Here is a 12723-nt window from a genome sequence, read left to right on the forward strand (position 1 = left end):
TGTTTTACTATATTTTATTGTGTTTGAGTATCCTGTTAGACGGGTTATTGTTTTCTAATAAAAATACTTCCGCTAATGGTTTTAAGCTCTAAATCACTTAGTGCATTTCCAAAAGTACCAGATACTTTACTGCCCACAACTCTGTTTTTACCATGATCAAATTGTAAATCTTTATCTGAATAAATCATACCCGAAATCGTTTCTGCTTTTAACGATGATTTTGCAATATTAATATCAATGTCTCCACTAATAGTCTTAAGATTTAGATCTCCAAGATAGTTTTTGATATCAATATTACCACTTATGATATCAACGATTAATTCTCCTTCATAGTTTTCTGACGCAACACTACCCGATATACTTTTTACTTTTAGTTTAGAGTTTTTAGGAAGAAAAATTGTGTATTGTGCATCTATGTCAAGATTATTGCAAGGATTCCAATTATTATTTTTGTTTGACCCTTTTTCTTTTTTCCACTTGTCAAATAAATCACCATAATCTGAAGATATATCTAATATCGATGATGAAACGTCGGTTTTTAGAGTAAAATAATTGTCAAATTCTCCTCCATTAATACTGATGTCAGCTTTTACATATACCTTGTTCTTTTCCCAGGTTTTTATAGTAATATCATCAGCAAATTTAAATTCTATCTTAACCAGATCAGCTGGGTTAAATTCTTTCTCAATGGTTTTTTGTGCATTTATTTGAAAAGAAACTAAGCACAAGAATAAAAGTTTTAATACAGTTTTCATATGATTGTTTTTTGATTGATTGATGACCTCTTATTTTATTGTTTTCTTAAATATATATTACCTGTTGATGATCTTAGACTTATGTCTACGCCACCATTATTAAGTGATGTTTTTACAGTTCTTTTGCCAGCAACTATTCTCATGTCATCGTCGGCAGAAGGAAATTTTATATCAAAATCAGTATAAATTTCTCCCATACTTGTTTTAAGTTCAAGATTTGCTGCGGTATTAGAGGGAATGCTAATATCTATAGGTCCGGTAGAAGATATAAGTGAAATTGGTGAACTTTGACTTACTTTTTTAAATATCACATTTATTTCTCCCGTTGAGGTTTTTGCAACAATGGGACCTGTTACATCTTTTAAAATAATATTTCCTACATTGGTTCTTGCCTCTATTTCAGAAGAAAAACCTTCAATTGATAAATGTCCTAGGTTACTTTTTTCTACAGTTATATTAATATCTTTAGGAAGATAGATCTCTAGTGTTTTACTATTCATACCCTTTAGATTTCTAACCACTAAAGTTTCTCCTTCTTTATTAATATATACTCCCATTCCTGTATTATCACTACCACCTGCATAAACAGCTTTTAAGCCCTTAGCTTTCTCGGGCATTGAATGACCATCACCAATAATCAACAGTTCATTTTTAGCATGAGTCTTTATGTTTGTTCCAGATGCAGAACTGATCTTTACTTTTTTTACTCCTTGTAATGCAGATGAATGATTTTGTGCAGTTAAGTTTCCTGTGACTACATATAGTAGTAGTGCTATCACTATTTTTTTCATGAGTATTCGTTTTTTGATTTAAATTAAATTTGGCAACCCAATTTTTACTTGATCTTTTACATAGTTTGGAGTTGCATCTTGTCTGAGCAATTTTTCCATTGAAGGAATCGCGCGTTTTTCCTGAATGGATACTAATATTTGAATTAATTCTAATTGCATGCCTGGATCTTGCTCTGTGTCCAAGGCATTAATCAATGCTTTACGAACCATTTCAGAATCCGAAAATTTTGCCAATGCTTCTGCTGCAGCTAATCGCACATTGATATGATCATCATAATTCATTTTATTAATTAAAGCATTTAAGATGTCATTTCCCGGTTTTTCAAATTCTTCGGCATAGTTCACTGCTTGTAATCGTTTACTTGCAGATTCATTTTCGATTAAAGAAATAGTCATTACTTGTTTCATTTGTTGCTTTTCTTCTTTAAGAATAGCCATCTCTTGAGAGAATGATGCGGTGTTTTGAAATTTTCCATAAAAATACCCGCATAAGACAAGTGCAATTGTAGCTGCAATCTGTAATATACTTTTCCAAGAAATATTGTCTTTTTTACGGATTGAAACTACTTTAGAATCCTTTAGAATCGCCTTCTCTCTTTGTAACATTTGATCAAAATTGATTTGCATGTCTGTCCTAGGTTCTTCAATAGGTTCAGTATTAATAACTTCAAAAATAGTTTGAAGTTGATGTAAAGCATCACTGCAATTAGTGCAGCTTAAAAGGTGTGTTTCAATTTTTTGAGATATCTCCTCATCTAGATTTTGATCTATGTAATCAATGAGTTGATCTTCTATGTGTTTACATTTCATAATATTATATGTTTTGTAAATAATGATCTTTTAATTTGTGAATTGCCCTGTGCACTTTAGTTTTAACCGCTCCTACTGTAGAGCCTGTTATTTCGGCAATTTCTTGATATTTAATTCCTTGGTAGCGATTCATAACAATTAGCTCTTTATCACCATCATGTAATTTGTCTAGAGCTTTATGTAATTGCTCTCTTGTTTCATTTTGTTCTACAGTATCAATTTGTTGATCTTCCATTCTATAAACAATGTCGTCTATACGTTGATCTTTGTTTTTTTGACGTTGGTAGTGATCAGAAAATACATTTCTAGCGATTGTATATAGCCATGATGAAAACTTACCTTTTTTATAAGAAGCTCTATATTTAATTGCCTTATAAAAAACTTCTTGAGTGATATCCTGACTGATTTCTCGATCTCTTGTCATTTTCAATACATAATTGAAAATTTTGAGATGATATCTATCAAAAAGAATAGTCATCATATCTAAATCACCTTTAGATACTAAAATCATTAACTCTTCGTCATTTAATTTTTTCAAGATGTTACTCTTTTTTCGGTTGGCTTTATTACTAATACCTCTGTTATGCAAAAAGGTTACATGTTGGTTGGTTTTTTATTCACATTTTATATAAATAGTTGATTTATGTCAATATAAGTATTGATTAAAGCTTCTTTTTTGATTGATCAAAAACAGGTATTTCATTGATTTATTTTGAGTTTTGAGTTCTTACTAGTGATTATTTTCGGTAAAAATCTACAAACTAAATTTAAACTATTATGACACACAAAAGTCAAAATGTATTAACTACACGATTAGGGGTATTAATTTTAGTAGCATGGTCTTTACTAATAGTATCTTCTTGTGAAAATGAAAGTTTACAAACCCCTACAGTACAGGATACAAATTCAAGAGCAACCAGCGAGATGGAATTGGCGAACATGTATTACGGTAAATCTGACCCTACAGATTGCACTTTTGGATATGAAGGTCTTGAAGGACCAGAGTTATGGGCCAATTTGTGCGGTGATTTATGGTTGGATTGTGACGGTAATTCACAATCACCAATAAATATCGTAACAACTACAGTTCTTGAAGATGGAGATATCAATAACATTAATATTAATTATAATGATAGTGCTACAGAAATTATAAATACTGGTACTACAGTAGAGTTTGTATATGATGTAGGAAGTCTTGCATCTCTAAACAATATTGATTATAACTTAATACAATTTCATTTTCATACAGGTAGTGAACATACTATAGATGGACAAAGAGCTCCTATGGAAATGCATCTAGTACACCAAGACCCTAACACAGGACTATTGGCAGTAATTGGTGTTATGTTTGAAGAAGGAGAATCAAATGAGATTTTAGAAACGTATTTGGGAGATTTGCCAGAGTTGGCCAACGAAGAGTTTATAAGTGATGAAGAATTTAATGTAACAGAATTGTTACCTGATGATTTAGACTTTTATACCTATAGTGGTTCTCTAACAACACCTGCTTGTTCAGAAATAGTAACATGGTTTGTTCTTCAAGACCCTATAACAGCAACGGCAAATCAATTGAATAGGTTTAAAGAAATAATGGGAGAAAACTATAGACCAACACAAGAATTGAACGATAGAATAGTAAGAACAAAGAGCTAGACTATATAAATAAGCTAATTCTATAAACCCCATAAAATTTACCCTGCTTATAATTGTTAGCTATTAGACTCTGATAATAAGAGCTGTATTTTCAGATGGTCATGGTATGTGAAAATTAATCTTGAATTTAATAACAAACTCCTTTTATACAACGTAAACACAAAAGAATTATGAAAAACACAAATTTAACGGTATCTACAAACAGGCATGTAAAGATATCAATTTTAGTAGCGCTTCTTTTTTTATCCCTATCACTTCTTATTTCTTGTAACAATGAGGAGGTTGGTATAGAAACTTTTGAAAGTAATGCCATTAGTACTAGTGAAATGGAGTTAGCAAGTAGTTATTTTGGCAAAGCATCGGCTTCTGACTGTAATTTTGAGTATGGAGATGATCCGCAGGGACCAGAGTTTTGGTCAACCTTATGTAACGGAGCATGGGTAGATTGTGCAGGTAATGTACAATCACCTATTAATATCATTACCGATTCGGTAATAGAAGATGGAGATATCAATAATATTAATATTAATTATACAGAAAGTAAGACAGATATATTTAATAACGGTCATACGTTACAATTTACCTATGATCAAGGTAGTTCTGCATCATTAAATAACATTGACTATGATTTGATACAATTTCATTTTCATACCGGGAGTGAGCACACCATAAATGGGAAACAATACCCTATGGAGATGCATTTGGTACACCAAGACCCCATTACCAAACTTTTAGGTGTAGTAGGTATCTTTTTTGAAGAAGGAAAGAAAAATGAGGTATTAAGTAAATATTTAAGTGTACTTCCAAAAGAAGAGGGAGGACAGTATGTTAGTAGATCTAAATTTAAGGTAGAAGATTTATTACCAGGGAATATGGAATTTTATACCTACGATGGTTCATTAACCACCCCTGGGTGTTCAGAAATTGTGACGTGGTATGTTGTAAAAGAGTCAATAACAGCCTCTGCTGAACAATTATCCAGATTTGAAAGTATAATGCACAAAAATTATAGACCTGTTCAAGATTTAAATGGAAGAACAGTACGAACTAAAAGCTAAAAAGTTCCCTCTCTTTTTACTAATTATTAAAACTGCCTAAATGTAAATTTTGGGCAGTTTTTTTTATTAAATCCTCATATTTTAGAGATGAAAGTTGTGACTAAAGAGATTGTTTTTTTAATTTTTAATTAGACTTATTAGATTAGCGTTGTGTTTTTAAGGAAATTAGTGTCCGTTTTGTATTTTACTGGCAATCAAAATATTAACATTTAGTTTAGATATATTTATGACAAAAATAAGACCATAATTGGACAACCAAACGAAAGTTTTTCGTAGAAAAAACGAGAAAAGAATATACTCAAAAATGATTTTATGAGTTAAAGATGGTATATTAACAACTATTAAAACCTATCAAAACTAGTTAGGATATCAAAAATATACGTCTTTACTTGTTGTTTATTTCAAAAAGAAAAAAAGAATACTAGTTAAAATTAGGATGTATAAATAGAGTATTTCTACTAGATAATGATATCATATTTGGATTGAAAAATGATAAATACATTATTTCCATATAAGAGATATTCGTTTATAAATTATTCAGTATTAGAAAATCTTCCTAAAAAAGAACTGAAATTTATTGAAGAAAATACCACAATTCTCAGGCTTAAAAAAGGACAAGTGTTGTTTCATGAAGGAACTATACCTGTAGCTGCATATATTATAAGTTCAGGAAAAATAAAAAAATACGCCACTGGTCTAGAAGGTAGGGAACACATCTTTTATTTGGCTAAAGAAAATGATATTATTGGTCATCATGAGCTTATTTCTAAAGAAGCACATTCTTGCTCTGCCGCATGTTTAACAGATTGTGTTGTGAATCTGGTTCCTAAAAAGATATTTTCTCAGATAATAACTTCAAACGAGGATATTAAAAGTAGATTGTTACATACCATAGCACATGAATTTGGAGTATTTATTAGTAACTCCAGAATATTAGCGCAGCATAATGTAAGAGAACGTTGTGCAATATCAATTATTAAATTGCGAGAGTTTTTTGGGGTTGATAAAGAAGGGTTTAAGATATCCAGAAAAGATCATAGTAATATAGTAGGGACTTCTGTAGAATCCCTGGTACGTGTTTTACATGATTTTAAAGAAGAAGGTGTGATTAAAATTAGCGACAATAATTTGTACATAACAAATATGGATAAGCTAGTTAAGATTTGTAATATAATTTAAGAAGTGTATTTAAAAAAAAAATAAGAATGCCCTTTAAGAAAGACATCCTTATACTTTAATTGTTTCTAGTTTCTTTTCTACTAACTCTGCATATTTTTAGCTTCAATGCTAAGTGTTGCATGCGGAACTAATTTTAATCTTTCAGGATTAATTAGTTTTCCTGTAACACGACAGATACCGTAGGTTTTGTTTTCGATTCGTAATAATGCATTTTTCAAATCACGTACAAATTTCTCCTGTCTTATTGCAAGTTGAGTATTCGCTTCTTTCGACATAGTCTCGCTTCCTTCTTCAAATGCTTTAAATGTAGGAGAAGTATCATCAGTTCCATTATTCCCATCATTTTTATACGCACTTCGAAGTAATTCTAAGTCGTTCTGTGCTTTTTCCATTTTCTTAACGATAATTTTTTTGAAATTCTCCAAATCGCTATCGCTGTACCTTACTTTGATGTCTTCTGCCATTCTCTTAATGTTTTTTTATTACCAATTGTGTTGCAATGTCATCAAACGCAATTTCTGTACCATTTATTACATCTGCTGCAAACTCAATAGTCTCGGTTAAGGTTTCATTTTTAATGTATGTTTCATTAGTGCTTATAGCTTCTTTAATGGTGTTATTTTCCTGAAAAACAATACCTATTTTATCAGTCACCTCAAATCCACTATCCTTACGTATATTTTGGATTCTGTTTACAAGTTCTCTGGCGATTCCTTCCTTTTTTAAGTCTGGAGTGATAGTAACATCTAATGCTACTGTCAATGAACCTGAGTTTGCAACCAACCAACCCTCTATATCCTGAGAACTAATTTCTACATCACTAGTTTCTAAAGTAATAATTTTATCGTTAATTTCTACAGTATAATTGCCAGTTTGTTCAAGAATTTTAATGGCTTCTTGATCAAAAGATTGTATCTTATTGGCTATCAACTTCATATCTTTCCCAAATCTTGGGCCTAAAGCTTTGAAATTAGGTTTGATTTGTTTTACTAGTATCCCAGAAGCATCATCGATAAGTTCAATTTCTTTAACATTTACTTCTGTTTTGATCAAATCGGCAATATCATTGATCTCTATTTTTTCTGCATCAGTTAATACAGGTATCATTATGCGTTGTAATGGCTGACGGACTTTAATTTTTTCTTTTTGGCGTAAAGAAAGAACTAAAGAAGAGATGGTCTGCGCTTTTTGCATTTTATGTTCTAATGCTTTATCAACGAATGCTACATTGTATTCTGGAAAATGTGCTAAGTGTACACTTTCATGAGCTTCTTTTCCAGTTACGGCAACTAAATCCTTATATAATCGGTCCATAAAAAACGGAGCGACAGAAGCACCAAGTTTAGCTACAGTTAGCATACACGTATAAAGTGTTTGATATGCAGAAATTTTATCTTGTTGATAATCCCCTTTCCAGTATCTTCTTCTGCTTAATCGTACAAACCAATTACTTAAATTTTCTTGCACAAAATCAGAAATAGCTCTGGTAGCTTTTGTGGGTTCATAATCATTATAATACTCATCTACATTTTTGATTAGCGTATGCAGTTCACTAAGAATCCATCGGTCAATTTCTGGGCGATCTTTTAGTGCAATATCATCTTCACTATAATTAAAGTTATCGATATTGGCATATAGTGTAAAGAATGAATACGTATTGTATAATGTGCCAAAAAATTTACGACGCACTTCACCAATTCCTTCAATGTCAAATTTTAGATTATCCCAGGGATTTGCATTGCTTATCATATACCAGCGAGTTGCATCTGGTCCATATGTTTTTAGCGTTTCAAAAGGATCAGCGGCATTCCCTAATCTTTTTGACATTTTTTGACCATTTTTATCTAGAACTAGGCCATTAGATACGACATTTTTATAAGCTACATCATCAAAAATCATGGTTGCAATAGCATGCAATGTATAAAACCATCCTCTGGTTTGATCTACACCTTCTGCAATGAAATCAGCTTGACCATCACCAGATTCTACTTTTTCTTTATTTTCAAAAGGATAATGCCACTGCGCATATGGCATAGAACCAGAATCAAACCAGACATCGATAAGATCGCTTTCTCGTTTCATTGGTTTTCCTGAAGGAGAGACTAACGTTATTTGGTCTACTACATTTTTATGAAGGTCTACTTTGTCATAGTTCTCTTCACTCATATCTCCAACTGTAAACTCGACAAAAATATCTTGCTCTAATATTGCTGCTTTTACAGCTTTATCCATTTCGGATTTTAGTTCTTCTATCGAACCTATAATAATTTCTTCTTTACCATCTTCTGTACGCCATATAGGTAGAGGGATTCCCCAAAAACGAGAACGAGATAAATTCCAGTCATTGGCATTTGCAAGCCAGTTTCCAAAACGTCCTTCTCCAGTAGCTTTAGGTTTCCAGTTAATACCTAGATTAAGTTCGTGCATACGGTCTTTAAAGTCTGTAACTTTAATAAACCATGAATCTAATGGGTAGTATAAAACAGGCTTATCTGTACGCCAGCAATTTGGATAACTATGCACGTATTTTTCAACCTTAAAAGCTTTGTTTTCAATCTTAAGTTTGATGGCAATTTCTACATCAACTGATTTATCAGGAGCAGTGCCGTCATCATAATATTCGTTTTTTACATATTTTCCACCAAGATCCCCAAGTTCTTTGATAAATCGACCTTGTAAATCTACAGTAGGGACCAAGTTATCATTTTCATCCATTACCAATAATGCAGGAACTTCTGGTTTTGCTTGTTTAGCAACAAAAGCATCATCTGCACCAAAAGTTGGCGAGGTGTGCACTATTCCTGTTCCGTCCTCGGTAGTAACAAAATCACCAGCAATTACTCTAAATGCATTTTCAGGATTGTGATAAGGTTGAACATAATCTAATAATTGCTCATAACGAATCTCTACTAAATCAGCTCCTTTACAAGCTGCTTTTATAATGTAAGGGATTTTCTTATCTCCTTCTTTAAAAGCATTAACTTCTTCTTCGGTTTCGGCAAGTATAAATTTCCCAGAGAATTGTTTGCTCACTAAGTTTTTAGCAAGTATCACATTAGTAGGTTCAAAAGTATATTGATTAAATGTTTTTACTAACACATAATCTATTTTTGGCCCTACAGTTAAAGCTGTATTTGATGGTAATGTCCAAGGTGTGGTTGTCCACGCCAGGAAAGATGCGTTTTCTATATCTTCAGAAATATTAAATGCTTTACCAATAGAGTTTAGGCTTTGATCACTATTACTAGCAACTTTAAATTGAGCAACTACCGTTGTGTCTGTAACATCTTGATAGGTTCCTGGTTGGTTAAGCTCGTGTGAACTTAATCCAGTACCTGCTTTAGGAGAATAGGGTTGTATAGTATATCCTTTGTACAGTAACCCTTTCTTATAGATTTGAGAAAGTAACCACCAAACACTCTCCATATATTTGGACTTGTACGTAATATATGGGTCATCCATATCCACCCAATACCCAATTTTTTGGGTAAGATCATTCCATATATCAGTATATCGCATTACAGCTTTTTTACAAGCCTCATTGTATTCTTCAATAGTGATTTTTTTACCAATATCTTCTTTGGTGATCCCTAACTCTTTTTCTACACCAAGTTCAACAGGTAGTCCATGAGTGTCCCATCCTGCTTTACGTTTTACTTGATATCCTTTTTGAGTTTTGTAACGACAAAATATATCCTTAATTGCTCGCGCCATTACGTGATGAATACCTGGTAATCCATTTGCTGAAGGTGGTCCTTCAAAAAACACATAAGGTTCTGCTCCATCTCGTTCATTGACACTTTTCTCAAAAATGTCATTTTCTTGCCAGAAATTAAGTATTTCGTCTGCTACTTTTGGTAAGTCAAGTCCTTTATATTCAGGAAACTTAGTGCTCATTTGATCGTTCTTTCTATTAGGTCTGCGAAAATAAGGATTTTATTGAAAAAAGTAGAACGAAATCCAATAGCGTTACAAAATAAATGTAACTCTATGATGATTTTTAACAAAGCTTACGGTTTTTTGATAAAAAAGTAACAATATGGTATCAAAAATCAATCACGATTCCAATACTAGGAATAATTTGTCCAGATTCTGTTTCGATGACGCTTAACTCTCTAGGTTGAATAATAGTTCCATTTGTATTTCTACCTAATCCATATTGAGTAGGTTCTGGAGTCGCTTGTCCTAGCACATTTTGAGCTTCTGCAAACACGTTTAACGATAGTTTTTTAAAGTTCCATTTTTTATCAATTCGTAAATCAAGTTGACTAAATGTGTCTAATTTTTCTTCGCCTAGACGATCATAATCCAAAATTACTTCTGGGTAATTTGCTAGAGTTGCATCAAGGTCGGTAGGAACAAAAGGGGTATTTCCTGCAAATCGATATCGTGCACTTATTTCCCAATTTTTCTTTAGTTTGTAACCACCAGTAAATGAGATTAGATGTCTACTATCCCATACAGAAGGTAGATAAGTGTTGCGGTCAAAACCTGTAAATTCACTATAAAACCAGGTGTATGCAAATATCCCATAAAAATTGTTAGAAAGCTTTTGTTGAAATTGCAGTTCTGCACCATAACTTCTACCTTTACCAACTGTAGCTACATCTTCACTACCTAATATTTCGAAATCAGCACCTTTATTTGCGAGAGATACGCCATCCAATACAGACACGGGATAGTCATCATATCGTTTGTAAAAACCTTCTAAAGAAATACTTGATGAAGGCCCAAAGTACCGCTGTAGTCCAAGAACATAATGATCACTTACGGTATAATTTACGTCTTGATTTACAAGAAGATTTTCATTGTTTCTGAATCCTAATATGGTGTACGGAGGTAACTTGTAATATCTTCCGATAGAGCCATTTAATTTCCAGTTTTCTTTAAACTCGTACGACAAAGAGAATCGAGGAGAGAATGTAGAAAGTAGATTGTCTTCATCTGTAAAAGTATCATCGTCTATCCTAAAACCAAATGATATATCTAACTTATCATCAAAAAATGAATTAGTGATATTTGTAAATACGCCATATTTGAAAAAGTCAATCTCGGTATTAAAAATGTTATTATCGGTTAAATTGATAGTTTCATTAGTATAGTCTGAATATTGTATGTTAAAACCAGCGGTTAGTTTCCAAGTATCAAGAAATTTTGTTAATTGATACCTTAGTTTCGTTTCTGATTCTGTTGCATCATTATTAAAAATCACACCTGTTTCATTTTCTGGATCTTCGTATCGGGTAAATTCATTAATTAATGTATTATTACTAAGAGTAGTTTCCATGAATCCAGAACCATTTTTAAAACGATTCTTCCAGGTTAAACCAATAGCATTAGTTTTTTGATTAATAAAAGGTGCTTGTTCTAACTGTGCTTGTTGTTCGGCGTCAAAATCTTCTGGAGCTTCTACAGAAAAATCATCGATAGATCCTAAACCAATAAAATTAAGTTCATTGTAAGCATTAATTTTATGATTTATTTTATACTGGTAGTCCCAATAATTTGGTCTGAATGGTAGTCCAATTACTTCAAATAAAAACTGAAGATAACTACGTCTGGCAGATACTAAAAACGTAGTTTTTGATTCTTCGGTTTTTCCTTTAAATAAAGGCCCCTCTAAAGTAAGTGCAGCTTCACTAGCGCTTACTCGAAAATTACCAGTAAAGTCTCTATTATTTCCTGTACGTTGGCTAAATTGTAATACCCCCGAGAGAGGGTTGTCATATTGGGCTCCAAAAGCAGAAGTAGATAAGGTTACATTATCAATAAATGACACATTGATAAGTCCTACTGGACCACCGGCACTTCCTTGCGTACTAAAATGATTGATATTTGGCACTTCCATTCCATCCAAATAATATACAGTTTCATTAGGAGCACCACCACGTATGATCAAATCGTTACGAAATCCGCCAATAGATGGAGAAACACCGGGCAATGTCTGGGCAACTTGTACAACATCATTATTGCTTCCTGGGTACGTGGCAATTTCTACAGCAGATAACGTTTGAGTAGACAAAGGTGTTTCTTTAGGTCTAGTTATTTTGTTTGCATTACTAATCACAACTTCATCTAGGGCTTCTGCTGATTCTTTTAGTGTGAAATTATAACTGGGTGTTCCTTTTGATCTTACAATTACATTAAATTTTGCTTGTGTTTCGAATCCCACATAACTTACAATAAGATTATAAGATCCAGGAATTACGTTTTCAATACGATAATTACCATCAAAATCGGTTTGTGCTCCTTTTTCTGTATCTTCTAGAAAAACTGAAGCACCAAGAATAGGTTGACCTGTTTGGTCTGTTACATTTCCTGATAATTCGCCATATACCTGAGCATAGATATTCGAAACTAATAGTAAAGAAAGTACTAAAACAGTATTTTTGATATTCATAGTTAGAGGTTTTAATGTTTTAAAACAGATCATATTTAAGTTTGTAATTAAGGTTGTTTATCATTTCACTGCAAAGA

Annotated in this window: 10 protein-coding genes; 3 read left to right on the plus strand and 7 right to left on the minus strand. The window is 32.4% G+C overall.

Annotated features, from left to right (window positions below; genetic code table 11):
• Nucleotides 1-44: 44 nt before the first annotated feature.
• From AWE51_RS16750 to AWE51_RS16765, 4 genes are read right to left on the minus strand one after another with little or no spacing between them, the layout of a single operon-like run.
• Nucleotides 45-755, minus strand: a complete 711-nt coding sequence (locus tag AWE51_RS16750) for a DUF4097 family beta strand repeat-containing protein (RefSeq protein WP_066315634.1) — start codon at nt 753-755, stop codon at nt 45-47.
• Nucleotides 756-790: 35 nt separating this feature from the next.
• Entirely contained in the window at nt 791-1546 is a 756-nt protein-coding gene (locus tag AWE51_RS16755) for a DUF4097 family beta strand repeat-containing protein (RefSeq protein ID WP_066315636.1), read from the minus strand.
• An 18-nt stretch (nt 1547-1564) separates the two neighbouring features.
• Nucleotides 1565-2356 (minus strand): HEAT repeat domain-containing protein, encoded by a 792-nt coding sequence (locus tag AWE51_RS16760; protein ID WP_066315638.1) that lies wholly within the window; start codon nt 2354-2356, stop codon nt 1565-1567.
• 4 nt (nt 2357-2360) lie between these two features.
• Nucleotides 2361-2894: an RNA polymerase sigma factor gene (locus tag AWE51_RS16765; protein ID WP_118504528.1), complete on the minus strand. Its 534-nt coding sequence runs from the start codon at nt 2892-2894 to the stop codon at nt 2361-2363.
• Between the two features lie 239 nt (nt 2895-3133).
• Between AWE51_RS16765 and AWE51_RS16770 the strand changes: the two genes are divergently transcribed.
• From AWE51_RS16770 to AWE51_RS16780, 3 genes are all read left to right on the plus strand, one after another.
• Nucleotides 3134-4009 (plus strand): carbonic anhydrase, encoded by an 876-nt coding sequence (locus tag AWE51_RS16770; protein WP_066315639.1) that lies wholly within the window; start codon nt 3134-3136, stop codon nt 4007-4009.
• A 170-nt stretch (nt 4010-4179) separates the two neighbouring features.
• Nucleotides 4180-5067 carry a carbonic anhydrase gene (locus tag AWE51_RS16775; protein WP_082832485.1) on the plus strand — a complete coding sequence of 296 codons (888 nt, stop codon included), beginning with the start codon at nt 4180-4182 and terminating at the stop codon, nt 5065-5067.
• Nucleotides 5068-5556: 489 nt separating this feature from the next.
• Nucleotides 5557-6246 carry a Crp/Fnr family transcriptional regulator gene (locus tag AWE51_RS16780; RefSeq protein WP_066315641.1) on the plus strand — a complete coding sequence of 230 codons (690 nt, stop codon included), beginning with the start codon at nt 5557-5559 and terminating at the stop codon, nt 6244-6246.
• A gap of 80 nt (nt 6247-6326) precedes the next feature.
• Here the strand turns inward: AWE51_RS16780 and AWE51_RS16785 are convergent, their stop codons facing one another.
• The 3 genes from AWE51_RS16785 to AWE51_RS16795 all read right to left on the minus strand — a co-directional run bounded on the left by AWE51_RS16785 (nt 6327) and on the right by AWE51_RS16795 (nt 12646).
• Nucleotides 6327-6710: a TraR/DksA family transcriptional regulator gene (locus AWE51_RS16785; protein ID WP_066315644.1), complete on the minus strand. Its 384-nt coding sequence runs from the start codon at nt 6708-6710 to the stop codon at nt 6327-6329.
• A 4-nt stretch (nt 6711-6714) separates the two neighbouring features.
• Nucleotides 6715-10143, minus strand: coding sequence for an isoleucine--tRNA ligase (gene ileS, locus AWE51_RS16790; RefSeq protein ID WP_066315646.1), 3429 nt, complete (start codon nt 10141-10143; stop codon nt 6715-6717).
• A 148-nt stretch (nt 10144-10291) separates the two neighbouring features.
• Entirely contained in the window at nt 10292-12646 is a 2355-nt protein-coding gene (locus AWE51_RS16795; protein WP_066315648.1) for a TonB-dependent receptor, read from the minus strand.
• Nucleotides 12647-12723: the final 77 nt, after the last annotated feature.

Origin of the sequence: Aquimarina aggregata, from assembly GCF_001632745.1 — a bacterium.
GTDB classification, from domain to species: Bacteria; Bacteroidota; Bacteroidia; order Flavobacteriales; family Flavobacteriaceae; genus Aquimarina; species Aquimarina aggregata.

Bases quoted from the DNA above. Each gene is read 5' to 3' on its own strand.
- AWE51_RS16750 (WP_066315634.1), bottom strand. From the start codon at position 755: ATGAAAACTGTATTAAAACTTTTATTCTTGTGCTTAGTTTCTTTTCAA.
- AWE51_RS16760 (WP_066315638.1), bottom strand. From the start codon at position 2,356: ATGAAATGTAAACACATAGAAGATCAACTCATTGATTACATAGATCAA.
- AWE51_RS16775 (WP_082832485.1), top strand. From the start codon at position 4,180: ATGAAAAACACAAATTTAACGGTATCTACAAACAGGCATGTAAAGATA.
- AWE51_RS16770 (WP_066315639.1), top strand. From the start codon at position 3,134: ATGACACACAAAAGTCAAAATGTATTAACTACACGATTAGGGGTATTA.
- AWE51_RS16795 (WP_066315648.1), bottom strand. From the start codon at position 12,646: ATGAATATCAAAAATACTGTTTTAGTACTTTCTTTACTATTAGTTTCG.
- AWE51_RS16780 (WP_066315641.1), top strand. From the start codon at position 5,557: ATGATAAATACATTATTTCCATATAAGAGATATTCGTTTATAAATTAT.
- AWE51_RS16785 (WP_066315644.1), bottom strand. From the start codon at position 6,710: ATGGCAGAAGACATCAAAGTAAGGTACAGCGATAGCGATTTGGAGAAT.
- ileS (WP_066315646.1), bottom strand. From the start codon at position 10,143: ATGAGCACTAAGTTTCCTGAATATAAAGGACTTGACTTACCAAAAGTA.
- AWE51_RS16755 (WP_066315636.1), bottom strand. From the start codon at position 1,546: ATGAAAAAAATAGTGATAGCACTACTACTATATGTAGTCACAGGAAAC.